This is a genomic window from Mycobacterium sp. D16Q16 (genome assembly GCF_002013745.1).
Taxonomy (GTDB): domain Bacteria; phylum Actinomycetota; class Actinomycetes; order Mycobacteriales; family Mycobacteriaceae; genus Mycobacterium.
The window spans coordinates 1-26,966 of the sequence record NZ_MAEY01000020.1; the positions used below are offsets into that span (position 1 = coordinate 1).

28 protein-coding genes are annotated in these 26,966 nt (G+C 66.2%); 16 read left to right on the forward strand and 12 right to left on the reverse strand.

The annotated features are described in order from the left end of the window. Together B4394_RS18715 and B4394_RS18720 are read left to right on the forward strand one after the other, a co-directional pair. The coding region (locus B4394_RS18715) for an MmpS family transport accessory protein (RefSeq protein WP_217697776.1) at positions 1 to 421 on the forward strand (421 nt) is incomplete at its 5' end. Then, complete coding sequence (locus B4394_RS18720; protein WP_078315925.1) at positions 421 to 1,143, forward strand: DUF2561 family protein; 723 nt, start codon at positions 421 to 423, stop codon at positions 1,141 to 1,143. The genes B4394_RS18715 and B4394_RS18720, both read left to right, overlap by 1 nt. Here the strand turns inward: B4394_RS18720 and B4394_RS18725 are convergent. From B4394_RS18725 to ctaE, 5 genes are all read right to left on the reverse strand, one after another. Beyond that, positions 1,140 to 1,577 (reverse strand): PPOX class F420-dependent oxidoreductase, encoded by a 438-nt coding sequence (locus tag B4394_RS18725; RefSeq protein WP_078315926.1) that lies wholly within the window; start codon positions 1,575 to 1,577, stop codon positions 1,140 to 1,142. The two genes, B4394_RS18720 and B4394_RS18725, sit on opposite strands and share 4 nt — an antisense overlap. 66 nt (positions 1,578 to 1,643) lie before the next feature. Further along, the gene (gene qcrB, locus B4394_RS18730) at positions 1,644 to 3,284 is read right to left on the reverse strand and encodes a cytochrome bc1 complex cytochrome b subunit (protein ID WP_078315927.1); all 1,641 of its coding nucleotides are present in this window, start codon (positions 3,282 to 3,284) and stop codon (positions 1,644 to 1,646) included. Then, on the reverse strand, positions 3,281 to 4,468 hold the full coding sequence (gene qcrA, locus B4394_RS18735; protein ID WP_169053046.1) for a cytochrome bc1 complex Rieske iron-sulfur subunit: 1,188 nt from the start codon (positions 4,466 to 4,468) through the stop codon (positions 3,281 to 3,283). Before qcrA ends, qcrB begins: the two co-directional genes overlap by 4 nt. Next, the gene (qcrC, locus tag B4394_RS18740) at positions 4,447 to 5,319 is read right to left on the reverse strand and encodes a cytochrome bc1 complex diheme cytochrome c subunit (protein ID WP_078315928.1); all 873 of its coding nucleotides are present in this window, start codon (positions 5,317 to 5,319) and stop codon (positions 4,447 to 4,449) included. Before qcrC ends, qcrA begins: the two co-directional genes overlap by 22 nt. Continuing rightward, positions 5,316 to 5,858 carry an aa3-type cytochrome oxidase subunit III gene (gene ctaE, locus B4394_RS18745; protein ID WP_502688413.1) on the reverse strand — a complete coding sequence of 181 codons (543 nt, stop codon included), beginning with the start codon at positions 5,856 to 5,858 and terminating at the stop codon, positions 5,316 to 5,318. Before ctaE ends, qcrC begins: the two co-directional genes overlap by 4 nt. Positions 5,859 to 6,126: 268 nt before the next feature. Between ctaE and trpD the strand changes: the two genes are divergently transcribed. Then, on the forward strand, positions 6,127 to 7,188 hold the full coding sequence (trpD, locus tag B4394_RS18750; protein ID WP_078315929.1) for an anthranilate phosphoribosyltransferase: 1,062 nt from the start codon (positions 6,127 to 6,129) through the stop codon (positions 7,186 to 7,188). 114 nt (positions 7,189 to 7,302) lie between these two features. Here trpD and B4394_RS18755 read toward each other — a convergent pair whose 3' ends face one another. Further along, on the reverse strand, positions 7,303 to 9,096 hold the full coding sequence (locus B4394_RS18755) for a DEDD exonuclease domain-containing protein (RefSeq protein ID WP_078315930.1): 1,794 nt from the start codon (positions 9,094 to 9,096) through the stop codon (positions 7,303 to 7,305). Positions 9,097 to 9,132: 36 nt separating this feature from the next. Continuing rightward, positions 9,133 to 9,885 carry a class I SAM-dependent methyltransferase gene (locus B4394_RS18760; RefSeq protein WP_078315971.1) on the reverse strand — a complete coding sequence of 251 codons (753 nt, stop codon included), beginning with the start codon at positions 9,883 to 9,885 and terminating at the stop codon, positions 9,133 to 9,135. Positions 9,886 to 9,977: 92 nt separating this feature from the next. Between B4394_RS18760 and B4394_RS18765 the strand changes: the two genes are divergently transcribed. The 4 genes from B4394_RS18765 (at position 9,978) to B4394_RS18780 (ending at position 13,912) form a co-directional block, all read left to right on the forward strand. Next, a complete protein-coding gene (locus B4394_RS18765; protein WP_046253397.1) occupies positions 9,978 to 10,199 on the forward strand; it encodes a hypothetical protein in 222 nt (73 codons plus the stop codon). A 220-nt stretch (positions 10,200 to 10,419) separates the two neighbouring features. Then, a complete protein-coding gene (gene ripC, locus B4394_RS18770) occupies positions 10,420 to 11,520 on the forward strand; it encodes a peptidoglycan hydrolase RipC (RefSeq protein ID WP_286142114.1) in 1,101 nt (366 codons plus the stop codon). A 65-nt stretch (positions 11,521 to 11,585) separates the two neighbouring features. After that, entirely contained in the window at positions 11,586 to 12,749 is a 1,164-nt protein-coding gene (locus B4394_RS18775; protein WP_078315972.1) for a hypothetical protein, read from the forward strand. 5 nt (positions 12,750 to 12,754) lie between these two features. Then, entirely contained in the window at positions 12,755 to 13,912 is a 1,158-nt protein-coding gene (locus B4394_RS18780; RefSeq protein WP_078315931.1) for a glycosyltransferase family 4 protein, read from the forward strand. A gap of 19 nt (positions 13,913 to 13,931) precedes the next feature. On the opposite strand, the gene B4394_RS18785 is transcribed toward B4394_RS18780, so the two are convergent. Beyond that, positions 13,932 to 15,743, reverse strand: coding sequence for an AMP-dependent synthetase/ligase (locus B4394_RS18785; RefSeq protein WP_078315932.1), 1,812 nt, complete (start codon positions 15,741 to 15,743; stop codon positions 13,932 to 13,934). Between the two features lie 81 nt (positions 15,744 to 15,824). Between B4394_RS18785 and B4394_RS18790 the strand changes: the two genes are divergently transcribed. After that, a complete protein-coding gene (locus B4394_RS18790) occupies positions 15,825 to 16,220 on the forward strand; it encodes a polyketide cyclase / dehydrase and lipid transport (RefSeq protein WP_078315933.1) in 396 nt (131 codons plus the stop codon). Here the strand turns inward: B4394_RS18790 and B4394_RS18795 are convergent, their stop codons facing one another. Further along, on the reverse strand, positions 16,221 to 16,649 hold the full coding sequence (locus B4394_RS18795) for a nitroreductase family deazaflavin-dependent oxidoreductase (RefSeq protein WP_078315934.1): 429 nt from the start codon (positions 16,647 to 16,649) through the stop codon (positions 16,221 to 16,223). It abuts the gene before it with no gap. 82 nt (positions 16,650 to 16,731) lie between these two features. On the opposite strand from B4394_RS18795, the gene B4394_RS18800 reads away from it, so the two are divergent. The 7 genes from B4394_RS18800 to B4394_RS18830 all read left to right on the forward strand — a co-directional run bounded on the left by B4394_RS18800 (position 16,732) and on the right by B4394_RS18830 (position 23,181). After that, positions 16,732 to 17,172, forward strand: a complete 441-nt coding sequence (locus tag B4394_RS18800; RefSeq protein ID WP_078315935.1) for an SRPBCC family protein — start codon at positions 16,732 to 16,734, stop codon at positions 17,170 to 17,172. After that, positions 17,162 to 18,442: an ArsA family ATPase gene (locus B4394_RS18805; RefSeq protein WP_217697777.1), complete on the forward strand. Its 1,281-nt coding sequence runs from the start codon at positions 17,162 to 17,164 to the stop codon at positions 18,440 to 18,442. Before B4394_RS18800 ends, B4394_RS18805 begins: the two co-directional genes overlap by 11 nt. Further along, a complete protein-coding gene (locus tag B4394_RS18810) occupies positions 18,439 to 18,828 on the forward strand; it encodes a hypothetical protein (RefSeq protein ID WP_078315973.1) in 390 nt (129 codons plus the stop codon). The genes B4394_RS18805 and B4394_RS18810 overlap by 4 nt, the downstream gene beginning before the upstream one ends. A gap of 252 nt (positions 18,829 to 19,080) precedes the next feature. Further along, positions 19,081 to 19,812, forward strand: a complete 732-nt coding sequence (locus B4394_RS18815) for a lysophospholipid acyltransferase family protein (protein ID WP_078311820.1) — start codon at positions 19,081 to 19,083, stop codon at positions 19,810 to 19,812. Between the two features lie 125 nt (positions 19,813 to 19,937). Next, positions 19,938 to 21,236: a glycosyltransferase 87 family protein gene (locus B4394_RS18820; protein WP_078315937.1), complete on the forward strand. Its 1,299-nt coding sequence runs from the start codon at positions 19,938 to 19,940 to the stop codon at positions 21,234 to 21,236. 9 nt (positions 21,237 to 21,245) lie between these two features. Beyond that, on the forward strand, positions 21,246 to 21,737 hold the full coding sequence (locus B4394_RS18825) for a polyadenylate-specific 3'-exoribonuclease AS (protein ID WP_078311818.1): 492 nt from the start codon (positions 21,246 to 21,248) through the stop codon (positions 21,735 to 21,737). A 55-nt stretch (positions 21,738 to 21,792) separates the two neighbouring features. Further along, positions 21,793 to 23,181: a class II 3-deoxy-7-phosphoheptulonate synthase gene (locus B4394_RS18830; RefSeq protein ID WP_078311817.1), complete on the forward strand. Its 1,389-nt coding sequence runs from the start codon at positions 21,793 to 21,795 to the stop codon at positions 23,179 to 23,181. Here B4394_RS18830 and B4394_RS18835 read toward each other — a convergent pair. Together B4394_RS18835 and B4394_RS18840 are read right to left on the reverse strand one after the other, a co-directional pair. Further along, positions 23,178 to 24,476, reverse strand: a complete 1,299-nt coding sequence (locus B4394_RS18835) for a protein kinase domain-containing protein (RefSeq protein WP_139360301.1) — start codon at positions 24,474 to 24,476, stop codon at positions 23,178 to 23,180. The two genes, B4394_RS18830 and B4394_RS18835, sit on opposite strands and share 4 nt — an antisense overlap. Positions 24,477 to 24,515: 39 nt before the next feature. Next, complete coding sequence (locus B4394_RS18840; RefSeq protein ID WP_078311816.1) at positions 24,516 to 24,956, reverse strand: SRPBCC family protein; 441 nt, start codon at positions 24,954 to 24,956, stop codon at positions 24,516 to 24,518. An 82-nt stretch (positions 24,957 to 25,038) separates the two neighbouring features. Between B4394_RS18840 and B4394_RS18845 the strand changes: the two genes are divergently transcribed. Further along, positions 25,039 to 25,443, forward strand: a complete 405-nt coding sequence (locus tag B4394_RS18845; RefSeq protein WP_078311815.1) for an Rv2175c family DNA-binding protein — start codon at positions 25,039 to 25,041, stop codon at positions 25,441 to 25,443. Here B4394_RS18845 and B4394_RS18850 read toward each other — a convergent pair. After that, a complete protein-coding gene (locus B4394_RS18850; protein ID WP_170915046.1) occupies positions 25,440 to 26,954 on the reverse strand; it encodes an alpha-(1->6)-mannopyranosyltransferase A in 1,515 nt (504 codons plus the stop codon). The two genes, B4394_RS18845 and B4394_RS18850, sit on opposite strands and share 4 nt — an antisense overlap. Positions 26,955 to 26,966: the final 12 nt, after the last annotated feature.

Below are 26,966 nucleotides of genomic sequence, written 5' to 3' on the forward strand. Positions count from 1 at the left end.
GCCCCCGCCTCCTCCGCCGGTGACTGAGACGGTGACGGTCGAGCCTCCTCCGCCGCCTCCTCCACCGGTGACGACGCATGAGGCCCCGCCGCCGGTGACGACCACCACGCCGCCGCCTCCTCCGCCCCCGACGACCACGACGCCGGCCCAGCCGCGGCAGATCACGTACGCGGTGACGGGTTCCAAGGCGCCGCTCGACCGCATCACGATCACCTACATCGACCCTCAAGGGCGTACCCGGGTGGCGCCGAATGCGTATATCCCGTGGTCGATCACCGTCACCCCGATCTCCAACTCGGAGATTGGTTCGGTATCGGCGAGCAGCATGCTGCGCTTGAGCCAGCTCAACTGCACGATCACCACCAGTGACGGTCAGGTGCTGTCCTCCAACAACAACAACTCGGCCCAGGCAACCTGCTGATGCCAGCGGGTCGATTGGCCAAGCCGCTGGAGGCACTTGCCGGACCGGTGCGGCGATCCTCTCCCGAGTCCGTCGACCGGATGCTGATCGGGTTGTGTGCCGTGATCTGGCTGGCATTCGTCGGTATGTTGGTCGGCGCCATCGTTGTGATGACTGGAGTGGGGGAGGACTCAACAGGGTCCGCTGGTAGCTCGTGGGGGATCTACATCGTCATCGGGGTGTCGCTTGCCGTCATCATCGGCGCCGTGCCACTGCTGTTGCGCGCCCGTAAGACGGCGACCCGGCCCACGAAGCGTGGCCCATCAACAGCAGCACCTAAGCCGAAGGGCGCCAATGCCTCCGGTGGACGCAGCGTGCCGTCAGGCCCGCCTCCTGCGGAGGCCTCGACCGAAAAGCTCAAGACATTCGGTGGTCTCGTGGACCCCGTGAGCCTTGCTCCCAAGGATTACAACGGGCCCGGGTCGCCGGCATATCGGGCGGCCGCCGAGGCGGCGTCGAAATCGGCAGCGGCCGACCGGCTGTGGCTGCGGGCCACGGTGGGGATCGCTGGTGGGATCGGTCTGGCACTGCTGGCGGTGGTCACCGGTACCTACCTGCTGGCGGTGGACAGTGAGACCGCCGCCATCGTCGCGTTCGTGCTCGGTGGAGTGATTACCTGCGCGATGGGCGTGATTCCGTGGCTGACCCTCAAAAAGCTGCGTGAGCTCGGCGCGTCGTCCTAGTTGGCGATCCCTGCGCGGGCAACGACTTTCGTGATGGTGGCGCGCACCAGTGATTCTTCCGGGACCGCGTTGCGGCGGCCGAAGTCCTCGGCCAGCTCGGCTCCCATGTAGCGTCCGCCGATCCTGGTCGCCCACTCGAGCATCTCGTCGAGATCATTGCTCAGCCGCGCCTCCGCCGAGAACTGGACGTAGGAGTACGGCGGCCGCTGGTCGTCGACGGCCAGCGAGATGCGTGGGTCTCGCCGAATGGCCTTGCCCTTCAAGGTTTCCGTGCCCGTCGTGAAGATCAGCTCATCGCCGTCGGAGCCCTCGTGCAGCAGGAACCACACCGGCGTCACGATGGGTGCGCCGTTGGCCCGGACCAGGCCGAGCATTCCGGTGCGGGTGCCCTCGGTGGCGAAGGCCCACCATTGCTCGCGCGTCATCTCCTGCATACAGCCAGGGTAAAACATTGGGCCCCGCATACTTTCGTATGCGGGGCCCAATCGTCGAGCTGACTTCTAGTGACCGTGACCGTTTGTCGACGGCTCGCCGTCCTGGTACTCCTTCAGAGCGAGCAGCGACTTGTGGTGCGCTTCGTGCTCGGCTTCCACGAGTGCGGCCTGTTCGTCGGCGGGGTCGGCGAATAGGAACGAGCCGGTGCCGGGTGCGCCGGCGGATCCGAGTTTGTTCATGCGCTGTGGTGCTGCCGCGCCCTGGTATTCCAGCGGGATGGCGTGGCCGTGCTCGTCGACTCCGGCTAGTGGCTGGTGCAGCTCGATGTATTCGCCGTGCGGCAGTCGCTTGATGATGCCGGTTTCGATGCCGTGTTCGAGCACCGCGCGGTCGCTGCGCTGCAGGCCGATGGCCCACCGGTAGGCGAGGTAGTAGACGACGATCGGCAAGATGACCATGCCGATGCGGCCGATCCAGGTCGTCGCGTTCAGCGAGATGTGGAACTTCAGCGCGATGACATCGTTCATGGCGGCCAGCGTCAGGATCATGTAGAACGAGATCGCCGCCGAACCGATGGCGGTGCGTACCGGAGCATCACGCGGACGCTGCAGCAGGTTGTGATGGGCGTCGTCGCCGGTCAGCTTCTTCTCGATGAACGGGTACATGGTCAGCAGACCGAACACCACGCCCATGATGATCGCCACCGCGAACACCGCGGGCACGGTGTGCCCGAAGATGTACAGCTCCCAGGCAGGCCATAGACGCGCCAGGCCTTCTGTCCACTGCATGTAGAAGTCGGGCTGGCTGCCCGCCGACACCTGTGAGGGCTTGTAGGGGCCCAACAACCAGATCGGGTTGATCTGCAGCAGGCCACTCATCAGCGCCAGGATGGCGGTGGTGAAGGCGAAGAACGCTCCGCCCTTCAGTGCGAACACGGGCAGAATGCGCACGCCGACCACATTGGACTCCTTGGCGCCCGGGCCGGGGAACTGGGTGTGCTTCTGGTACCACACCAGCGCCAGGTGCACGCCGATGAGGGCCAGGATGATCGCGGGGATCAGCAGGATGTGCAGCGCGTACATGCGCGGGATCCAGATGTTGCCGGGGAAGTCGCCGCCGAACAGCGCCCAATGCATCCAGGTACCGACGACCGGGATACCCAAGGTGATCGATGACATCGCGGCGCGCAGACCGATACCGGAGAGCAGGTCATCGGGCAGCGAGTAGCCGAAGTAGCCCTCGAACATCGCCAGAATCAGCAGCAGCGAGCCGATCACCCAGTTGGCTTCGCGGGGCCGGCGGAATGCGCCGGTGAAGAAGATGCGCGCCAGGTGCACCATGATCGACGCCGCGAACATCAGCGCTGCCCAGTGGTGGATCTGTCGCACGAAGAGGCCACCGCGGACCTCGAAGCTGATGTTCAGCGCGGTCTCGTACGCCTTGGACATCTGCACACCGCGCAGCGGCTGGTAGACGCCGTTGTAGGTGACCTCGGCCATCGACGGGTCGAAGAACAGAGTCAGATACACACCCGAGAGCAGCAGGATGATGAAGCTGTACAACGCGATCTCACCGAGCATGAACGACCAGTGCGTCGGGAAGACCTTGTTGATCTGCCGCTTCATCCCGGCGGCGAGGTGGTACCGAGAGTCGATCGCCTCAGCTTGTTTGCCTAGGCGTGACGGCTTTTGGGCTGTTTCGCTCATGATTTGCGCTCCCAGAATGCGGGTCCGACGGGCTCGACGAAGTCGCCATTGGCGACGAGGTATCCGTCCTTGTCGACGGTGATCGGCAGCTGTGCCAGCGCCCGGGCGGCCGGCCCGAAGATGGGCTTGGCGAAGTGCAGTGCGTCAAACTGCGACTGGTGGCACGGGCACAGGATGCGGTAGGTCTGCTGCTCGAAAAGTGATGTGGGGCAACCCAGGTGCGAGCAGATCTTGGTGTACGCGAACAGGTCGCCGTAGTTGAAGCTTTCCTGTCCCTTGCGCTTGATCACCTTGCCCATATCGCTGGGGCGCACCCGGATGATCATCACCGGGTTACGTACGCCCATAGAGATATGCGACAACTTCTCGTGCGATTCGACGGTGGTGCCGTCGCCATCGGACTCGCGCCACGGGAACACGGTCTCCATGCCACCGGCGTCGATGTCCTCGGGGCGGACCTTCAGCAGGATCTGCGAGCTGCTGCCCACGGCCCGGCCCAGGTAGATGGTTTCGCCCTTGTACCGCGGGGTCCAGCCGCTGGTGAGCAGCACCGGCTGCTTGCCATTGGCGGTGGGGACCACGGGGGCCCACGGGTTCTTGATCAGGCCGCCGATGAATGCGACGGCGGTGCCGGCGCCCATCGCGCCGACGCCGAACCCGAGAGCCCGGATGACCATCTTGCGGCGGGGGAGCGTCGAGGTCTCCAGGGTGTCCTGCAGCTGCGCGACGATGGTCTTGCGGTCCACCTCCGACGAGCCCGGCCCGTCGTGGCGGTCCTGGATCGAGATCTCCTGGGGAACGAACTTCTTGGTGTACAGCACCGCGCCGATACCCAGCGAGAGCACCGACAGACCCAGGGTCAGGCCGTACAGCGGTGTCGCGAGGTTGTACGCCGCATTACCCGGATCGCCGAATGGCTTGTACTCCCAGGGCCAAAACAGGAATACACCGAGCAGGGCGAGGCCAAATACCCCGCCGAGGGCGAACCAGAGCGCGATCAGACGCTCGGCGCGCTTCTCTGCCTTGGTGCCCTCAACGGGCCAGCGTGGTTCGCGGTAGACGATCTCGACGCCGTCGAGGTTGGTACCGAGCTTGACCAGCTCGTCGCGGCTCATGGCCGCGAGCTGCTCGTCGCTGGGAATCTCTACTTTGGGATCGCCACTCACGCGCGCGCTCCAATCCACAGTGCCGCGGCAATGGCGGCGACGATGCCGATGATCCAGATGGCCATACCTTCAGACGCCGGTCCGAAGCCGCCCAGCCCGTAACCACCCGGATCGGGGGTCTCGGTCGAAGCCTTGACGTAGGCGACGATGTCCTTCTTCTCGTCGGGGGTCAGCTGGCGGTCGGAGAACTTGGGCATGTTCTGCGGGCCGGTGAGCATGGCGGTGTAGATCTGCTGCTCGTTGGCCGGATCGAGCTCGGGGGCGAACTTGCCCGACGAGAGGGCGCCACCGCGGCCGGTGAAGTTGTGGCAGGACGCGCAGTTCAACCGGAACAGGTCGCCACCGCGGGCGATGTTATTGCCGCGCAACGACGTTTGAGCGATTGCGCCGTCGCCATCACGGACGACCTGGGGTCCGCCGCCGTTGGCCTGGATGTATGCACCGAGGGCGTCAGTCTGCTCCTCGTCGAAGATCGGGTCCTTGCGCTGGGCCTGAGCCTCGTTGCGCATCGCCGGCATACGGCCCGTGGAGACCTGGAAGTAGACGGCCGCGTCGCCCACGCCGATGAGGCTCGGGCCGCGGTCGGGCACACCCTGCAGGTTCGCGCCGTGGCAGGTGATGCACGAGGTCTCGTACAGCTGCTTGCCCGTGCGCAGTAGCGCTGACTTGTCCTCGTCGGCCACCGCGACCTGCGGGGTGGGCGTGAAGGTCGAGGCCAAGCCGCCGGCAACTACCAGCGCGATCAGCAGCAGCAAACCTGCTGAGATGCGACGGCGGAACTTGCGGCGTGCGCGTTTCTTGGCGGCTGTGTTGTTGACGGGCTCCACGTTCAACTGTGGGGCTCCCTTCACCGAGTCGGGCTGGTTCATCGGACGAAGTAGATGGTGGCGAACAATGCGATCCACACGATGTCGACGAAGTGCCAGTAGTACGACACGACGATCGCGGAGGTTGCCTGGGCAGGGGTGAACTTGCTCATCCGGGTACGAACCAGGAGATAGATGAAGGCGACCAGACCGCCGATGACGTGCAGACCGTGGAAGCCGGTGGCCAAGTAGAAGGTTGAGCCGTAGGCGCTGCCGGCGATGGTGGTGCCCTCGTGCACGAGGTTGATGTACTCGTAGCCCTGGCCGAGGACGAAGAAGGTGCCCATGATGAGGGTGATGACGTACCAGCGGCGCAGCCCGAAGACATCGCCACGCTCCGCGGCGAACACACCCATCTGACAGGTGAACGACGAGGCGACCAGCACGGCGGTGACGGGGATGGCAAGACCAAGGTTCAGCTCGGTGGGCTCCGGCGGCCAATTACCGCCGGACTGGGCCCGGGCGGTGAAGTAGAACGCGAAGAGTCCAGCAAAGAACATCAACTCACTGGAAAGCCACACAATGGTGCCAACACTCACCATATTGGGCCGGTTCAGTGAATGAACCCGCTGGGTAATGGCGGTTCCCGCCGGCGATCCTGGGGCTGCTGCGGTCGTCACGTCGTAAGTATGACGCTTTGTAGTTGTCGAGAGCCACCCGGGTCCGACATTGATTTGTGACCGACTCTCCACAACGTGTGTGGCCTCTGATGAGAGTGGTGTCGGCCGCGGCTGCCCGGCGTGTCGCGCTGTGCCCGGAGGGCAATTGGTCCTTTGTTGTCAGCGTTGTGTCCATGGGACCATTTGCGGCGTGCCCGAACATTCCTGGCCCCTGGTACTGGGCGAGCTGACCAACCGTCGTGACCTGTCGGCGGGTCAGGCGGCCTGGGCCATGGACCAGATCATGACGGGCGCGGCCACCCCCGCCCAGATCGCGGCCTTCGGGGTGGCGATGCGGATGAAGTCCCCGACGTCCACTGAAGTCGGCGAGCTGGCTGACACGATGCTCTCGCACGCGATCGGGTTTCCCTCGGGTGAACAGATCGGCGCCAACGCCGTGGACATCGTCGGTACCGGAGGCGACGGCGCGAACACGGTGAACCTGTCCACCATGGCCTCCATCGTGGTGGCGGCGTGCGGTGTACCGGTGGTCAAGCACGGCAACCGGGCCGCCTCCTCACTGGCCGGTGGCGCTGACACGCTGGAGGCGCTGGGAGTGCGCATCGACCTGGGGCCCGAGCAGGTGACGCGCAGTCTCGCCGAGGTGGGAATCGGGTTTTGCTTCGCGCCGCATTTTCACCCGTCATACCGGTACGCCTCCGTGGTGCGTCGTGAGATCGGTGTCCCGACGGTATTCAATTTGCTTGGGCCGCTGACGAATCCGGCTCGCCCCCGGGCGGGATTGATCGGCTGTGCTTTCGCTGACCTGGCGGAGGTCACGGCGGGGGTCTTCGCCGGACGTGGGTCCAGTGTGTTGGTCGTGCATGGTGACGACGGGCTCGATGAGCTGACCACCACCACAACCAGCACCATCTGGCGGGTTCAGGCGGGCACCGTCGACAAGCTGCGGTTCGATCCGGCGGCATTCGGTTTCGCGCGTGCCCGGCTGGAGGAGCTGGTTGGCGGTGATCCGGAGTTCAATGCCGCCGAGGTCCGGGCGGTCCTGGCCGGCGGAACAGGCGCGGTGCGCGACGCGGTGGTGCTCAACGCCGCGGGCGCCGTGGTGGCGCATGCCGGGCTGGCCAGCGATGCTCAATGGCTGCCCGCCTGGGAGAACGCACTCGCGCGGGTGTCCAGCGCGATCGACTCGGGGGCAGCGGCGGCGCTGCTGGATAAGTGGATCGTCGTCAGCCGGCGCCTCGGGGCGGAATAGGGTTCCCGCGGCAGATTCGGGCTGGACCCTGTAGCGCGGTAGCAGGTCAACAGTTGCCGCGACTCGGTGCGGCACGGCGATTTCGACTCACTGTTGGTCGACTAGGCAGCACAATCAGCCGGCGGCCCGGGACGCAACGGCACGCCCAGGCCTGATCAGCTCGGACAGCCCCCAGTCGTCGTGGTGGACGGCGTGCGCGATGCGCGCGCTGCGTGCTGTCGCCGCCCAATCCCGCAGGGGGCCGGAACATCCCGTCGCCTCGGCGTAGCCGTCTGTCGAGGACACGATCCGTACACCGGGTTCGGCCAGCCAGCGCGTGATCAGCCCGGTCTCCTCGGGTGCGGCCCCGCCGAACGGTTCGGGGGTCGGAAGTACCACTTGGGCCGACGCCGAAGCTGCCGCCACCACCGGCATCGGAGGGACACCCCGGCGGGCGATCGCGGCACCGGCCAGCTGTCCATGCCGCATGACGGCGATGTGCCATCCGCCCTCACCGTCGGGCCGCGCGGCGATCAGCTCCTCGAGGCGCGAGAGGGCGTGCAGGCGGTGCTGGCGGGCCAGCGCCTCGACGAGGGTGGCGGTCGCATCGCGCTGTCGCGCGGCACTTTCGTACCGTCGCAGAGCACTCAGGTCGGCCACTCGGTCGCACATGGCGTGCAGCGGGTGTCCTTCGGTGCCGGACAGGACCGCGAGCGCCGGAATGAGTGCGTCGCGGTACTCGCTCGCATCCGCCCCGGCAGGGGCAGGGCACGGGGAGGCGGTGTCGTGTGGATAGGACTGGCCGTTGCATACGGGGCCGTGCCGGCCGTTGGCACCGATGCGTGCGGCACACGTGCGCACGCCGGTGAACCGGGCCAGTGCCAGGGCGGCCGTCGCGGCGTCGCCGCGTGCGCGAAATGGGCCGAGCATCGGGCGCCCGTTGGTGGTCCGGACGACGGCGAAACGGGGGAATGGCTCCTCAGTGAGCACCACCCACCACCAGCGGTGCGGGAATCGTGACTTCCTGTTGTACGGCGGTGCGTGCGCACCCAATAGCCGCAGCTCGCGCACCGCTGCCTCCAGCGGGTGCGCACAGGTCACGTGATCCACCGCGGTGGCGATGGTGACCATCTCGCGCATGCGGCCGCGCGGATCCGCGCCGGTGAAGTACTGCTGCACGCGCCGGTGCAGGTTGACCGCGGTGCCCACGTACAGCACCTCGCCGGATGGTCCGCGGAACAGATAAACGCCTGGGGCGTAAGGCATTCCATTGGCCAGTGAGCGTTTGTCGCGCAACGCGTTGGGTACCTGGGTCCGGTACCGTCGCAGCTCTGCCATGGTGTCGACGCCCTGGTTGCCGACCCGGCCGATCAGCGCATGCAGTACATCGACGGTGGCCCGGGCGTCATCGAGGGCCCGGTGGTTGGGGGTGGTGGATGCGCCGAGCAGCTGAGCCAGTGCACCCAAGCTGACCCGCGGCGCCTCATCGCGCGACAACACCCGGCGGGCGAGCCGGACCGTGCACAGCACGGTGGGCTGCGGCCAGTCGATCCCGCATTGCCGCGCGGCCGCCTTGAGAAACCCGATATCGAAGCCGGCGTTATGGGCGACCAGCACTGCGCCACGGGCAAATTCGAGAAATGTCGGAAGCACCTGCTCGATCGGCGGTGCGTCCACCAGCATCGCCGAGGTGATGCCGGTGAGGCGGACGATCTGTGGCGGCAGCGATCGTTTCGGATCGACCAGCGTGGCCAGCTCCCCGAGCACCTCGCCGCCGCGCACCTTCACCGCGCCGATCTCGGTGATCGCGTCGTTCTCCGCGCTGCCCCCGGTCGTCTCCAGGTCCACCACCACAAAGGTGGTGTCACGCAGGGCTTGCGCCGACGACCCCGGCGAGGAGTGCACCTCGTCGAAGGTCAGCTGCGTCATGTCGTGACCGTAAGACCCGGGACCGACATTTCGGCGTCACGCCACGGGAGTGCAGATCAGCGCGAGTGCGTCGTTTGTGGTGTCGACGCCGTCATCGCCGATCTTCTCCTCCAGCCGGGACCGCAATACGGCGCGGGCGGGGGCATCGAGCGTGAGGTGATTGGAGTAGGTGAAGACCATGTCCAGGTACGCCCGCGTGGAGAAGTGCCGCCGCTCCAGGAAATGGGAGTGCCGCACGTGGTAACCGGATTTCTCAAGGGTCGGGGAGACGGTGTCCTCGGTGTCGATGGAGGGGCGCCGGGTGGTGTCCATGAAATCGGCGTAGACGGTGTCCAGCTCGTCCTGTGTCGGCGTGGTGGGCACAATGCGGTTCCACACCAGGGCGAGGCGGCCGCCGGGGCGAAGCACCGTCAACACCTTCGGCAGCGCGGCAGCGGGCTCTACCCAGTGGAAGGACTGGGCGAAGAGCACCAGATCGAACATCCGGCCCGCCGGCCGCCAGTCCTCGAACGTGGCCACCTCGACGGCGATACCCTTCCCGGCCGCCACCCGTGCCATCCGCGCGTCCGGTTCGACCGCCAGCACCTCGGCACCGGCCGCGGCCAGCTGTGCCGCCGCGATCCCGGTACCTGCTCCCACATCCAGGGCGCGCGTCTGCCCGCCGGATACGAGCTCGTCGATCAGCGGCTGCGGATAGCGGGGCCGATGACGGTCATAGGCGTCGGCGGAGCCTCCAAACGACTCAGCCCGGCGGCGGTCGTGGTGTGCCGGCTGCTGCTGTTCCGTCATATCGACAGCGTGCCAGGGACCGTCCACTTGTCGGTGGGCGCGGTTACCGTCCGCCTGAACCCGAAAGAACGACTTATAGGAGAGGAGGAGCCATGCTCATCGATTGCGACGATTGCGCGATGCGCGGCCCGGGATGCGGCGACTGCGTGGTCAGCGTGCTATTGGGGGTGCCCCAGACACTCGCCGACGATGAACGTGCCGCGCTGGCCGTCCTGGCCGAGGCCGGGATGGCGCCCAGGCTGCGCCTGGTGCCCATTCAGCGCACGTACGACACGCCTGATTCGGCGAAGACGCCCGATGCGGGAGTCGCATAGGGCACACTCGAAATAGGTGCATGATGGCCCGCCCCGGAAACGGGGAGGAGAACCGGCGTTTACGCGACACTGACGTCATTCCACACTGCGGTGGACAATGTCGATGCCATTTCGTAACCTGTCTGAGACCTATCGGCGCCGTAGTTCGCGGCGATCAAATTGCAGTAAAGGGATGTAGTCAGTGAGTGTCGGGCGTCTTCTTCGAAATCATTCGGATCGATTGACGCCCTCTCCACTCCGTCGCGCCATGCTCGCGCTGACTGCTGCCGCCCTGGTCGGTGGGGTATTTACGGGTGGTCAGATCGCGACCGCCGACCCCAACAACGACGCCGTCAAGAAGCTCAACGAGCTGTCCCGCCAGGCCGAGGCAACGTCCGAGGCGGCTAACTCGGCGAAGATCGATCTCGACGCCAAGCTGGCGGCCCAGCGCGATGCTGAAAAGGCTGTTCTCGCTGATGAGGCCGTCGCGAAGGCTGCGCGCATGGCGGTGTCCACGTACCAAGTCGACGTCAACAAGGCCATGGTCGCCGCCTACATGGGCGGTAACACCAGTGGTTACGGCGCCGTGCTGACGTCAAACTCGCCGCAGAACCTGATCGACCAGCTGTCGGTGCAACGCACCGTGGGCGGCGAGATGCGCGGCCGGATGGACAGCTATCGCGCTGCGCAGTCCTCGGCAGATCAGGCCGAGCAGCGGTCCCGTGATGCCGCCGAGCAGGCCCGGGTGGCCGCCGAGCAGGCCAAGAATGTACGCGCTTCGTTGCAGGCCAAGCAGAGCCAGCTGCAGGTGCAGATCGCGGTCGTCAAGTCGCAGTACAACACCCTGAGCCCCGGCCAGCGTGCACAGCTGCTGGCACCGGCACCCGTGCCCCCGCCGCCCGCGGGCGAGCCGGGCCAGGTTCCGGATGAGCCGCTGATGCAGGCCGCCGCCGCGGCACCCGCACCGGAAGCCGCCATCGGCGGCGGAGGTTCACCTGTCGGCGCCAGCGCCGTCGCGGCCGCATTGACCCGGATCGGCGCGCCCTACTCGTGGGGCGGTTCGGGCCCCAACGCCTTCGACTGCTCGGGTCTGGTGATGTGGGCCTACGGCCAGCAGGGCGTATCGCTGCCGCACTCCAGCCAGGCACTCGCACGTGGCGGTACACCCGTCGCGCTGAGTGACCTACAGCCCGGCGATGTCATCAACTTCTACGGGGACGCCTCGCATACGGGCATCTATGTCGGCAACGGCATGATGGTGCACGCCTCGACCTACGGTGTTCCGGTCGCGGTCGCGCCGATCACGTCATCCGGCCCGATCTATAACGCGCGTCGCTACTGAGCCGCATCCTTCGTGCGCGCGTGCCTGGGGTAGCACGTTGGGCATCGTTCTTCGCGGTGCTCATGCTGATTCTCTGCGGTGGTTGTCGAGCGCAGCCCGCCCCACCGGCCAGCGACGTCCGCACCGCGATTCAGGCATTGCTGACGCGCTACTCCGATGCGTTGCGCAGCCATGACGTCGCGGCATTGCGCGCCGTGCTCGCTCCGGACAAGCCCGCGTTCATCGAGGCTCAGCAGCGGGTGCAGGAGAATCTCTCGGGGCTGAAGGCCGACACGTTCGAGTACCGGCTGTCGGCCGACGTTCCGGCTAATCCCATTGCACGGCAACAGCAATGGATGCTGGATGCCGCGCTGGTTTACGCCGTCAGCGGGGTGGACACGGTCACCGTCCGGCGCCCGGTCACGGTCGGTGTGCTGCACGATGATGACGCCTGGCGGTTGTTCGACGCCAGCGCGGTCGCCGTGCCCTGGCAGTTCGCGCCGGTGGTGGAGACACGGAAGCGAGCGGGGGACCGGGAAGTGGTGGTGCTTGGACACCCCGGCTTTTCGGTGGCGCCGCGGCTTGTCGATGAGATTGCCGGTGCGCTGGCATCGCTGTCGGAGTTTTGGGGCCCGCAATGGCGTGCGGGGGTGCTGCTGATCGCGGCAGGGACTGACGCCGAGTTCGCCGCCCTCGTCGGTGGCGAACACACCGACGGAATCGCCGCCGCCGCCGTATCGGACCGTGTAGAGAGCGGAGTTGCCGTGGGGCAGCGGGTGATCTTCGCGCCCGGCTCGGCAGCCCTGCCACCCGATCAGTTTCGGGTGGTGCTGCGCCACGAGCTGTTCCATGCCGCGGCACGCACGGTCACCGGCGACCATGCGCCCCTCTGGCTGGTGGAGGGCGTGGCCGACTACAACGGGCGCCGCGGTAGCGGTACCCCCTTCCGAAACGCCGCGCCCACGTTGACGAGTGCCCTTGCCGCGGGCCAGGTTCCGGACCATCTACCCACCGACGGCGATATCGACAGTCCGGGCCCCCACCGCACACAGGCGTACGAGGAGGCGTGGTCGGTGGCGCAATACGTGGCCGAGACCTTTGGCGAGCCCTCGCTTGTGCAGCTGTACCGGTATGGGGCGGATCCCGTGCCGGGTCAGCCCGGCGCGGCGATCGAGCGGGCATTGGGCATCGACGAGGCAACGCTGGTTCGGCAGTGGCAGAGCTGGCTCGGCGCTCGTCCACTACGGTAGGCGTCGTGACCTTTCAGCCTGGCGCCCCGCGACGACGGATCCTGTTGGTCACCAACGATTTTCCACCCAGGCCCGGTGGCATTCAGTCCTACCTGCAGGAGTTGGTGACCCGGCTGGCCGGATCGCACGAGGTCACTGTCTACGCGCCGCGGTGGAAGGGGTGCGAACGTTACGACGCCGCCGCCGACTACCACGTGGTGCGCCATCCGACCTCGCTGATGCTTCCTGGCCCCGGCGTCCGGCAGCGCATGGTGGACCTCATCAAATCGCAGCGCTCCGAGGTGGTGTGGTTCGGCGCGGCCGCGCCGCTCGCGTTGTTGTCCTCGGCGGCCAAGGCGGCGGGAGCCGCCGTGACCGCGGCCAGCACGCATGGGCATGAGGTGGGCTGGTCGATGCTTCCGGTGGCACGGTCCGCGCTGCGGCAGATCGGCGACAGCACCGATGTGATCACCTATGTCAGCCGCTACACCCGGGGTCGTTTCGCTTCCGCGTTCGGGCCGCGTGCTGCGCTGGAGTACCTGCCCTCCGGTGTCGACAGCGGCAGGTTCCATCCTGACCCGGGGGCGCGTGAGGAGCTGCGGCGGCGTTACGGGCTGGGGGAGCGGCCGACCATCGTGTGCGTCTCCCGGCTGGTCCCACGCAAGGGCCAGGACATGCTGATCGAGGCGCTGCCGGCGATCCGGGAGCGGGTGGATGGTGCGGCGCTGGTGATCGTGGGTGGCGGTCCGTATGCGGAACCGTTGCGCGCGTTGGCCACTCGAGTCGGTGTCGATGAGCACGTGGTGTTCACCGGCGGTGTGCCGTGGGAAGAGCTACCCGCTCATCACGCGATGGGCGATGTCTTCGCGATGCCCTGCCGTACGCGCGGGGCGGGCCTGGACGTGGAGGGCCTGGGAATAGTGTTTCTGGAGGCGTCGGCCTGCGGTGTTCCGGTGGTTGCCGGAAACTCCGGGGGCGCACCGGAAACCGTGCGCGATGGAGAGACGGGACTCGTTGTCGACGGCAGGTCCGTGCCCGCGATCACCGATGCGATTGTCCAGATCCTGTCGGATCCGGCACGTGCGGCGGTGATGGGGGCAGCGGGGCGCACCTGGGTGACCGATCATTGGCGCTGGGATCACCACGCGGCGCGTTTCGCCGAACTGGTCACCGGCTCCGGATAGGTTCCCCTGATGGACCGATCTACTCGGGTGACCCCGAGTAGATCGCGTCGATATCTGCCGCGAACTTCTCGGCCACCACGTTGCGCTTCACCTTCAGCGTCGGCGTCATCTCGCCGGTGGCCTCGGTGAAGTCGACCGGCAGGATCCGGAACTTCTTGATGGCTTCGGCATGGGAGACAACCTGATTGGCTGCCTTCACGGCGGTCTGGATCTCCGCGAGGAGGTCAGGATCCTCGACCAGGTCGGCGACGGTGGCATCGGCGGGCTTGCCGTTGCGCTGCTTCCAGCCGTCGATGGCCTCGGGGTCGATCGTGATCAGAGCGCCGATGAACGGTTGCTTGTCGCCGACGGCCATCGCCTGACTGATCAACGGGTGAGCGCGCAGCTGATCCTCCAGCACCGCGGGTGCGACGTTCTTACCGCCGGCGGTGACGATGATTTCCTTCTTGCGGCCGGTGATCGTGATGAAGCCGTCCTCATCGATCGCGCCGAGGTCGCCGGTGTGGAACCACCCGTCCAAGATCGATTCGCTGGTGGCCTTCTCGTTGTTCCAGTAGCCGCTGAACACGACACCACCGGACACCAGTAATTCGCCGTCATCGGCGATTTTGGCGGCGTTACCGGGCAAGGGCCTTCCGACACTGCCGATCTTGAGCCCGCCGATGACGTTCACGGCGCAGGCCGCCGTCGTCTCGGTGAGGCCGTAGCCCTCGTAGATGGTCAGGCCGACGCCACGGTAGAAGTGGCCCAGTCGGGCACCCAGCGGAGCTCCACCGGAGATCGACGCCACGCACTCACCGCCGAGCGCCGCGCGCAGCTTGCCGTACACCAGCTTGTCGAAGGCGGCGCGCTTGGCGCGCAACACGATGCCCGGGCCGCCGTTGTCCAGCGCCTGGCTGTATTCGACGGCGGTATCGGCGGCAGCGTCGAAAATCTTTCCCTTGCCGTCGTTCTGGGCGTTCTGACGGGCCGTGTTGTACACCTTTTCGAAGATGCGGGGGACCGAGACGATGAAGGTCGGCTTGAAGATCCCGAATGTCGGCACCAGCGTCTTGATATCGCTGGTGAAACCGACGCTTACCTTGGACTGGAAGCACGCCATCGCGATACCGCGGGCCAGCACGTGAGCCAGCGGCAGGAAGATCAGCGTCCTGCTGCCCTTCTGCAAGTAGTCGGGGAAAACGGCACGCGCACCGCGGGTTTCGTACACCAGGTTGGAGTGGGTGAGCTGGCAGCCCTTGGGTCGCCCGGTGGTTCCCGAGGTGTAGATAAGCGTCGCGGGGTCGGTGGCCTTGATGGCGTCGAGCCGGCCGGTGAGCTCGGCGGGGTCCACACCGGCTCCCGCCTCGGCGAGTTCGTCGAGGGCCGCGGGGACGCCCGAGCTGGCGATGTGAAAGACGGTGCGCAGGTTGGGCAGTTCGGGTGCGAGTTCTTCGGCGATCGCGGCGTGGGCATCGGATTCCACGAACAGCGCCACCGCCGCGGAGTCCTGCAGTACCCATCGGACCTGATCGGCCGAGGAGGTCTCGTAGATGGGCACGGTGATGGCGCCGATCGACAGGACCGCGTAGTCGATGATCGTCCACTCGTACCGCGTCGCCGAGATCAGCGCCACGCGATCGCCGGGCGCTACGCCCTTGGCGATCAGACCGTTGGCTACCGCCCGGATCTGCGCGGCGGCTTCCGCGTACGTGACGGGTGTCCAGGTGCCGTCGACGAGGCGGGAAAACGCCGCCTGGTTGGGGTCTTCACGCTCGTAGTCATAGACGGCATGAACAACCGACGCGTTGTCCTCGACGGTGAACGGGGCAGGGACGCTGAACTCTCGCACCGGCTCAGACTAGTCGGGGCCTGAAGATCGTCGAAGGCGTTGCCGCATTTCCTTCGGCGGCGAGGCTTAAGCTTGTCCGCGATGAACAGCATTCAGGTCGCCGACCAGACCTTTATCGCCGCAGATCCCGCGGAGATCGGCCGCGCCATCTCCAACCCTGCGGATTGGCGCCGTTGGTGGCCTGACCTGCAGCTCAACGTCGTCGAGGAGCGGGGCGAGAAGGGGATCCGCTGGACGGTCGCCGGGCCCGTCACCGGAACGATGGAGGTGTGGCTTGAGCCCGCACTGGACGGCGCGATCCTGCACTATTTCCTGCACGCTGAGCCCACCGGCGCCAGCGCCGCACAGGTGGCCAAGTTGAATTTGGCCAAGCTCAATCACGCCCGTCGCATCGCTGGGAAGCGGTTCGCCTTCGGGATCAAGCAGCGGCTCGAGGCCAGTCGGCCGATTGGCGAGTCGTGGGTGCCGCAGGCCTGATCAGATAGCGGCGAGCACGACCAACGGAATGGGGCGGGAAGTCGCCCGCTGGTAGGTGCTGTAATGGCCAGAGTTGTTGGTGTCGGCTAACTTCCACAGTCGCTCGTAATCCGCGTCACCGGGCAGCAGGGGTGTCGCGCGGACCCGGCGCTTATGCCTGCCCAGCTGCACCTGCACGTCCGGATGGGCCTTGAGGTTGTGATACCAGGCGGGATTGCGGCGGGCGCCGCCGTTCGAGGCCACGATGACGAGATTGTCGCCATCCGTTGCGTAGGTCAGCGAGTTGACGCGCTGCGCTCCGCTCTTGGCGCCGATAGAGGCCAGTAGCAGGCTGGGGGCCATCCCCGGAACGCGATGACCCAGATAGCCTTTCGATGCGATGTAGATACTCTGGTGCACACCGAGCACCTTCGCCACCAGACGACTCATGGGCGTCTCTCCTTCATGCGGCCACGGCGAATTGCCAGGATGGGAGTATCCGAGCGCCAGGGAGAAGGGTAGCGTCTGTCAGGTGGCTGAGAAGACTACCCAAACGATTGCCATCGACGCCGAACCCGGCAAAGTGATGGCGGTGATCGCCGATATCGGCGCCTACCCGGAATGGGTGTCGGAGTACAAGGAAACCGAGGTGCTCGACACCGACTCCCAGGGCAGGGTCAAACGTGCCCGGTTGGTGCTGGACGCCGGTGTCCTCAAGGACACCCAGGTCCTGGAGTACGTGTGGTCTCCGGATGGCCGTAAGGTCACCTGGACCCTGGCGGAAAGTTCCCTGTTGCGTTCGCTGGAAGGGGCATACCTTTTGGCGCCCAAAGGGTCTGGCACTGAGGTGACGTATGAGCTCGCGGTCGACCTTCAAATTCCGATGATCGGAATGCTCAAGCGTAAGGCCGAACGCAAGATCACCGATTCCGCGCTCAAGGATCTGAAGAAGCGAGTCGAATCTGACCGCTAGCGACGTCGACGCGACGCCGCGCCCAGATGTCGAATCGCCGTTGACAGCCACCATCGGTCTTTTCGTCGGCAAGGGGGGCGTGGGTAAGTCGACGCTGGCCGGTGCCACCGCGGTGCGCTACGCGCGGGCAGGCCAACGGGTGCTCGCGGTATCTACCGACCAGGCGCATTCCCTTGGCGACGTTTTCGGCGTCCGGGTCGATCCGTCGCCGGGTGCCCATTGTGTGCGGGTGATCGAGGACCCGTACGGGGGGCAACTCGACGTCATGGCCCTGGATACCCTGGGTCTGCTGGAGCGGCGCTGGGGTGACATTGCCGAGACAATCGCCGCGCAGTACCCCGAATCGGATATAGGATCGCTTGCGCCCGAAGAGCTTTCCGCGCTTCCGGGTGTTCAGGAGATGCTTGGCCTGCACGAGGTTCAGCAGTTGGCCGAGACGGGCGAATGGGATGTCGTCGTGGTCGACTGTGCTTCGACCGCCGACGCGTTGCGCATGCTGACCCTGCCAGGAACCTTCGCGATGTACCTGGAGCGGGCCTGGCCGCGGCATCGTCGACTCGGCGGTGTCGGCACGCTTCGCGCGCAGATTCTGGCCGAACTGCTGGAACGCGTTGCGGCGTCGGCAGATCGGCTCGCGGGCTTGCTGTCGGACGCCGAGCGGGTGGGGGCGCACCTGGTGCTGACTCCCGAGCGTGTGGTGGTGGCCGAGGCCATCCGTACCGTGGGGGCGCTGGCGCTGATGGGTGTGCGCATCGACCAGGTGATCGTCAATCAGGTTCTCATTCAAGATGATTCGTACGAATACCACAATCTGCCCGCGCATCCGGCGTTTGACTGGTACATGCAGCGCATCGCCGACCAAGCCGCGGTTCTTGACGAGATGGGGGAGGCGATCGGCGACGTGGAGATGCTGCTGGTACCGCATCTACCGCGCGAGCCCATCGGTCCCGAGGCCCTCGGTGAGCTGGCTGACGCGGTGCGGCGGCGTGACGGCGCTGCGCCCCCGGCGCCGCTGGCCACCGTCGTGGAGCACGAATCCGGATCCGGAGCGGACACCGTCTATCGGTTGAGGCTAGAGTTACCGCAGATCGACCCGGCCACGTTGAGCCTCGGCCGGGTGGGAGATGACCTGGTCATCGGTGCAAACGGGATGCGCCGGCGGGTCCGGCTGGCCTCCGTGCTGCGGCGCTGTGTGGTTGTCGATGCCCGGCTTGTCAGTAGCGAGCTGACCATACGGTTTAGAGCGGATCCGGAGGTGTGGCCTACGTGACGGGTACCCATCCGGAGCTCGGTCCCGAGCTGCGGGCGTTGGCCGCCTCCATCCTCGACATGCTCGATCCGGCGCTACGGCAGGCTGCTCGCGCCCCCGGAGACGGCGCTGTGCCCGGAAAGTGCAACCAGCTGTTCTGCCCGGTCTGCGCGCTGGCGGCCCTTGTCGAGGGTGAGCACCATCCGCTGTTGGCCACGATCGCCGAACACAGCCTCGCGCTGGTGATGGTGGTGCGGGCGATGTTGGAGGCCGAGGGGCAAGGCGGCCCCGACGATCGCGGCCCAGATGGTGTGCCCGGCCGCGAGTATCACAGTCCGTTCCCGCCTCCGTCGCCGAGCTCGCAATCCACTGGCTATCAACCCATCCCGGTCGACATCGACGAGTGACGAGCGCCCCGGGCCAGTTCCGGGACACCGCGTCCCATCTATCCGCGATGCCGATCATCCGGCGTCCCGCGAGTGGCGCTGTCAGCGCGCGATAGGCCTTTACCAGCCGCGACGAGTTCCCGATCTTGTCGCAGGTCCGTGCCCGGCACGGTAATGCGCGGGACCTTCGACAGTCCACGGAGATTCGCCGTCGCCGAGGGTAAGCTCGGCGCCAGCCCTGTGCTGCTCACGGGGATCGGGAGAGGATGCGCGATGTTCTATTGGCTGCTGAAGTTCATCTTCATGGGGCCGATCCTGCAGCTGATGGGCCGCCCGAAAGTCGAAGGTCTGGAGAACGTCCCTTCGTCCGGGCCGGTAATCCTGGCAGGTAACCACCTCGCGGTGGTGGACAGCTTCTACTTGTGCCTGGTGTTGCGCCGCCGGGTCACCTTCCTGGCCAAGAGCGAGTACTTCACGGAGCCCGGGTTCAAGGGCTGGCTCAAGAAGGTCTTCTTCAGTGGCGCCGGGCAGGTTCCGATCGATCGGGCCAGCGCCGACGCCGCCGAGAATGCTCTGAGCACCGCTAAGCGGTTACTCGGGGAGGGCAAGCTGCTGGGCATCTACCCGGAGGGCACCCGGTCTCCGGATGGACGCCTGTACAAGGGCAAGACGGGCTTGGCGCGCATGGCGCTGGCCACGGGGGTACCGGTGATCCCGATCGCGATGGTCGGCACCGATGTGATGAATCCGCCGGGAACCGCTCGTTGGCACTTTTCCAAGGTCACCGTCAAGATCGGCAAGCCGCTGGACTTCGCGCGTTTCGACGGGATGGCCGGAAACCGCTTCATCGAACGTGCAGTCATCGACGAGGTGATGTACGAGCTGATGCAGCTGTCCGGTCAGGAGTACGTCGACATCTACGCGTCCGCGCTCAAGGAGAGCACCGGCAAGCCCACGGAGTCCTCCACGCAGCCCGATCGCATCCCGGAGAGCGCCGCCGGTTAATCGGGGGTCTGTGCATCTTCCCTGCATCTGACGTGGCACCTCGCCGTGGGGCGTGGGTCAGCTATCCGCGCCGCGCCCGCTAGTCTTGAGGCCACCCGGCGGGAGAACTGAGAGATGCGAGGGCCGTGCCGAATTCAATAACCGAAACCACCATCGCGGACCGCGGCTCCGCTCGTCGAGTTGCCAGATGGATCACGTGGGGTGGCCCGCTCGTCCTCGCTGTCGCTCTGTTGCTGCACGCGGTCGTCTTCATTCACTGGCCGACGTATGCGCTGCAGATCGACGTGTTGGTGTACCGATTCGGTGGTACCCGCGTACTGGACGGGCTGGATCTCTACTCGATCGGGCGCAATGGCGAGCTCGACGATCTGCTGTTCACCTACACACCGTTCGCGGCATTGGTCTTCACCCCGCTGGCCTTCATCACCGACTTCACAGCGCAGATCCTGTCGCTTGTGGTGTTCCCGGCGCTGCTCGTCTACTCGGTGTGGCGCATGCTGGCCTGGCTGAATGTCTCCGCTAAGGCCGGGTTGTGGGGGCTGCTGGCCCTGTTGGTCGGGCTGGTTTCGTGGCTGGAGCCGGTCCGGCTCTCCATTCAGCTGGGTCAGATCAACCTGCTGATACTGGCCGTCGTGGTCACGGACATCCTGGCTCGCAAACGGTGGAAGCTGGCCGGGATCGGCATCGGGATCGTGGCCGGCATCAAGCTAACCCCGATGATCTTCATCGTCTTCTTGTTCCTGGTGGGACGGATTCGCGCGGCCGTCGTCGCGACCGTCACGCTGCTTGGCACCATCGGTCTGGGCTTCGTCTTCCTGCCCTCCGCCTCGCATTACTACTGGGTGGACCGTGCCTTCGAGAAGATCAGTCGCATCACCCGCGATCCCACCGCGAGCACCAGCATCAGCGGACTGTTTCTCAGATTGGACCTGTCGGCCGGGACCGCCACCGCCTTGTCGGTGCTGGTGATCGCGGCGAGTCTGGTGGTCGCGGTCCTGGCCTACCGGCGCGGTCAGCTGCTGCTGGCGATCTCCATCGTGGGGATGGCGTCGGCGGCGGCCTCGCCGTTCAGCTGGAGCCATCACTGGGTGTGGTTCGTGCCGTTGGTCGTCCATCTGGGTTACCGCGGGTACGTGCTGGGTAAACGGGCGTCGGCGGTCACGATGTGGGCGTTCTGCGCGGTGTTCGCGGCCTGGTTCACCAGCCTGAGCGGCAAGACACCGGACTCGGGTGCGTTGACGCTGCGACCAGGCGGCGTGCTGAACGACCTGATACCCAGCCTCTACGTGTTCGTTCATCTCGCGGTGCTCGTGGCCAGCTGGATATGGCTGCGGCGTGCCCCGTCGGACGTGAACGATGGTGTGCGCGAGGACGAGCCGGCGCGGGCCGATGAGCTGGCGCCGGCCTCTCCGGCGCACAACTAGGCGGCATGCGTGCGTTATTTCTACGACACGGAGTTCATCGACGACGGCCGCACCATCGAACTCATCTCCATCGGGATGGTGTGTGAAGACGGCCGTGAGTACTACGCCGTCTCCACCGCCTTCGATCCACAGCAGGCGGGCCCGTGGGTGCGCCAGAACGTGCTGCCGAAGCTGCCGGCGTTGTCGTCCCCACTGTGGCGCTCACGCGGTCAGATCCGCGATGAGCTGGCCGAGTTCCTCGGTCTGAACGGTGGTGGGCCGACCGACCCGATCGAACTGTGGGCCTGGGTGGGTGCCTACGACCACGTGGCGCTCTGTCAGCTGTGGGGACCCATGACGGCGCTGCCCCGGCCGATCCCACGGTTCACCCTGGAACTCAAGCAGCTGTGGCACGACCTGGGCCAGCCGACTGTGCCGAAACGGCCCGCCGACTCGCACGATGCACTGGTGGATGCCCGGTACAACCTGGCCCGCTACCGCGCGATGGTCCCGCCGGGCTGATCGCCACGCAATCCCGGGTAAAAATCCGCTGGTAAGGGGCGGTTAAGATGGGTTCGTGAACTGGACAGTCGACGTCCCCATCGACCAATTGCCGGAGCTGCCGCCGCTCCCGGCCGATCTGCGTCAGCGCCTGGATACCGCGCTCGCCAAACCTGCTGCTCAGCAGCCGAGCTGGCCCGCGAATCAGGCCGCTGCCATGCGGACCGTGCTGGAAAGCGTGCCCCCGATCACCGTCCCCGCGGAGATCCAGCGTTTGCAGGGCCAGCTGGCCCAGGTGGCACGTGGTGAGGCATTCCTGCTGCAGGGCGGAGACTGCGCCGAGACCTTCGCTGACAACACCGAGCCGCATATCCGGGCCAACATCCGTGCATTGCTGCAGATGGCGGTGGTGCTGACGTACGGGTCCAGCATGCCGGTGGTCAAGCTGGCCCGCATCGCCGGCCAGTACGCCAAGCCGCGCAGCTCGGATACCGACGCCCTGGGGCTGAAGTCTTACCGCGGCGACATGGTGAACGGCTTTGCCCCCGATGCCGCACTGCGCGAGCACGACGCGTCGCGCCTGGTGCGCGCCTACGCCAATGCCAGCGCCGCGATGAACCTGGTGCGTGCCGTGACTGGCTCGGGCCTGGCTTCGCTGGCCCTGGTGCACGACTGGAACCGCGAATTCGTCCGCACCTCGCCCGCGGGTGCGCGGTACGAGGCGCTGGCCTCCGAGATCGACCGCGGACTGAAGTTCATGAGCGCCTGTGGCGTGGCGGATTCCAACCTGGACACCGCCGAGATCTACGCGAGTCACGAGGCGCTGGTGCTCGACTACGAGCGGGCGATGCTGCGCCTGGCCGAGGACGAGAACGGCGAGCCCGCGCTCTACGATCTGTCGGCCCACTACCTGTGGATCGGCGATCGCACGCGGCAACTCGATCACGCCCATGTGGCCTTCGCCGAGATCATCGCCAACCCGATCGGGATGAAGATCGGCCCGACGACCACGCCCGATCAGGCCGTCGAATACGTGGAACGCCTTGACCCGCATAACAAGCCGGGCCGTCTGACATTCGTCTCGCGGATGGGCAACTCGAAGGTGCGGGATCTGCTTCCGCCGATCATCGAGAAGGTGCAGGCCACCGGACATCAGATCGTCTGGCAGTGCGATCCCATGCACGGCAACACCCACGAGTCGCCCAGCGGTTACAAGACACGGCATTTCGATCGGATCGTCGACGAGGTGCAGGGTTACTTCGAGGTGCACAACGCACTCGGCACGCATCCGGGCGGTATTCACGTCGAGATCACCGGTGAGAACGTCACCGAATGTCTTGGTGGGGCCCAGGATATTTCGGATGATGACCTGGCCGGTCGCTACGAGACGGCATGCGACCCGCGTCTGAACACCCAGCAGTCGCTGGAGTTGGCATTCCTCGTCGCGGAGATGCTCAGGGACTAGAGCAGGTTGGTGATGTTGGCGCCCAGCGACCAGCATCCCGCCGCCACCGAGCTGGTGATGATGAGGACGATCACCAGCCACATGAAGATCGCGCGGCGGCTCTGCTGACGTTCGTACCGGTAGTCCGAGTCGTCGATATCGGCGAAGAACGCCGATTCGTCGGATTCGTCGTCGAATTCCCGATCGAATTCGGGCTCGTACGCGGGCACCGGGTCCATCATCCGTGTGGGATTGGGCACCCTGGGGCGGGGCGCGGCGCCGGGTCGTGGAGCGACGCCCAGGGCCGCCGCGGCCGAGGCGGTGTCGGCGGCGTCGAGATCACGGGCCGGTGCGGCGTCCGTGCTGCCGCCCGTCTCGATCAGCCGGCTGCGGTATAGCTGTTCGGCCACATGCTGTTTGGAATCCCGGGGCGCGGGCACCCGGAAGGACGGCAGGTGTAGTTCGGCGGCGATGGCGTCGAGTTCGGCGCCCATCTGTGCGGCGTCGGCGTAGCGCGCGTCCGGCTCGCGGGAGGTGGCGCGCAGCACCAGCTCGTCGAACTCCTCCGGGATACCGTCGATCGCCTCACTGGGTGCCGGGACATCACGATCGATGCGTTGATAGGCCAGCGCCAACGGCGTGTCGCCGGTGAATGGTGTTGAACCGGTGAGTAACTCGTACATCAAGATCCCGGCCGAATAGACATCGCTGCGTGGGCCTGCCGAGCCGGTGCGCACCTGCTCGGGGGACAGGTACGCCGCGGTGCCCAAGATCACGCTGGTCGAGGTTATCCCGGCTTCGGCGACGGCACGGACGAGCCCGAAATCGGCGAGTTTGACCTCGCCGTCATCGGAGATCAAGACGTTCTCGGGTTTGACGTCGCGGTGCACCAGTCCCGACCGGTGTGCAACCGCCAATCCGCCCAGCATCGGGTTGAACACCGCGGCCACCGCGTGCGGCGGCATGGGCCCGCGTTCACGCAGCAGCTCCCGCAGTGTGCCCCCGTCGATCAGTTCCATCACCAGGAACGGGTGCCTACCATCCATTCCCTGGTCGAACACGGCCACCAGACCCGGGTGACGCAGCCGGGCGACGGCCCGGGCTTCGAGCCGGAATCGTGCGAGAAACCCGGTGTCGGAGGCGTAGCGGCTGTCCATCACCTTCACGGCCACCGGGCGGTCCAGCCGGGTGTCCAGCCCGCGGTAGACGGTCGACATACCGCCCGTCGCGATCGCGGTTTCGATGCGATACCGACTGTCGAGCACCGCTCCGATCATGGGATCGAGGCGGCCGGTCGGGGACTTGGGCGATGTCATCGCATCGATCGTATCGAGTGATGCGGGATCGCCCCGCCGTCAATGTCGTTTGTCGAGCATTTCGCGGACGGAGTTGAGCATCGGCCCGGCCCCCGAAAACAGCATGGTCCGCCATTGACGATGCAGGGGGATGGCGGGGTCAAACCGGCTATAGGTGACCCGCAGCCGGGTGCCACCAGGTTCCGGGAGCAGGTTCCACCGGGAGGTCACTTCGATTCCGGGGGCGGTCAGCACCTGTTCGATGTGATCGCAGGGCTCCACGCTGGTGTAGGTGGTGCGGAGCACGCCATCGAATCCGACCGCGGGCTGCGGATGGGTGATGAGGACGCGGGTCTCGCCGACCTCGACCGGTGCGTCGTTGACTTCTTTCACCTGCGAGGCGGTGAGTTCGAGGGAGACGAGAACATCCCAGACCTTCTCGACGGGGTAGGGGTAGTACTCGCTGTGGGTGACCGATGTCGGATCGCCGGAACTCGTCACGATCCGAAGGTTACGCGTGTCACCACACCCGGAGGACACTTTTGGGCGACCGTGGCCCGCAGGACGACTAGCGTCATTGGTCATGAGCGCAATTCCCTACGTCGCCGACACGCTTGACGCCGATGAGCCGCTGTTCTCTCTCAAGGAAGTGGCTACGCGCCTGCGGGTAACGGTGAGCAAGGTTCAGCAGTATCTGCGTGACGGTGAGCTGATCGCGGTGCGGCGCGATGGCGAAATCAAAGTTCCCGTCATCTTTTTCAGCCCCGAAGGGCCCGTGGTGAAGCATCTGTCCGGGCTGTTGTCCGTGCTGCGCGACGGGGGATATCACGAGCCGGAAATCATGCGCTGGTTGTTCACCGGTGATGAGTCGCTGACCGTGACCAGGGACGGCACCACCGAACGTATCGAGGCGGCCCGTCCGGTCGACGCACTGCACGGCCACCAAGCACGCGAAGTATTGCGGCGCGCGCAGGCGATGGCCTACTAGGCGGCGGGTGCCGGAGTATCGGCCCCGGCCGGTTCGGGTTCGTGTGACTCGGGTGCGGTGTTGATCATCCGCCACGCGATCGCGGCACAGGTCGCGGCGATCAGCACGTGGATCCACACGTACATGCCGTGGGAGCCATCGGGTTTGAAGATCACCATGATCCAGGTGGAGAACCCGGCGATGGCGGCGATGGCGGCGCGTGATTGCAGCAGCGGCGCCGCGATGGCCAGCGGCCACGTGTAGTACCAGGGCAGCGCGGCGGGTGCCATGAGCACCACGATCACCATCGCCCACAGGATCCCGAACATCGCATCGCGTTCGTTGTGCCGGTGCCGCCACCACACCACCGGCAGCGCGAGCGCCACCAGTGCGGCGCCGACAGTGCGGGTGATCGACAGCAGGGCATCGAAGTTGACGGTGACGAAAAGGCCCGCGACGACGTTGATGAGGTTGGCGACCGCGGTAGGCACCGTCAGCCAGTTGATGATTTTCACCGAGCCCGCCAGTGCGGGCAGCCATCCCAGGCCGACCCCGGCGATCCAGGACAGCACGGCGAAGACCGCGGCCACGATCGCGACGGAGGTCGCCGACGCCATCGTGAACGCGACGACCGGGCGGCGCTGCGGCGAGCCCTGGTCGGCGTTCTGAACGAGCCGGCGCATCCAGATCCACACCAGGAAGGGCAGCGCCAGCCCGGCGGTGGCCTTGACCGCGACCGCCAATGTCACTACTGCGATGCCCCAAACATGTTGCCGCTCAAGGGCGAGCGCGATGCCCGCCATCATGAGGCCGACCATCAGCATCTCGTTGTGCACACCGCCCATGAGATGGATGATGACCAGCGGGTTGAGCACACAGATCCACAGCGCCTTGCTGGCGTTGGCGGAAAGACAGCGCGCGACGTGGGGTGTGGCCCACACCAGCAGGGCCAGCCCGGGCAGCATGCACAGCCGCAGCAACATGGTTCCCGCCACCACGTCGTCTCCGACGATCTGAGTGACGAATCGTGCGATAAGCATGAACAGCGGCCCGTACGGCGCGGTTGTGGTGGACCAGATCGGACTGACGTTCTCCAGCAACGGGTTCGGGTTCTCCACCGGCCCCACCACGTACGGGTCGAATCCGTCACGCAGCAATGCGCCCTGGGCGAGGTAGGAGTACGCGTCCCGGCTGAACACCGGCACGGAGGCCAGCAGCGGCAGCAGCCAGCAGGGAATGACGATCAGGATGGACTCTTTGGTCACCTTGCCGGCGATCACATGCCGACCCAGCCCGAGCCACGCCAGCAGCATGAGGACCACCCCGAGCCACATGCAGATCGAGGACACCACCAACCCGTGGCCGAAACGCAACCAGGACAGCCCGACCGATTCCAGCAGCGGGTCGTGTTGCCGGGTGCTGCCCGCACCCAACCCGCCGATGGCGATGAGGATGGCGCCACCGAATCCGGTGACGGCCGCGCGTCCGGCGGGGGACCGCAGGAAGACGCCTGCCCACCCGGCATTTTCCAGGGGAGGCTCCAC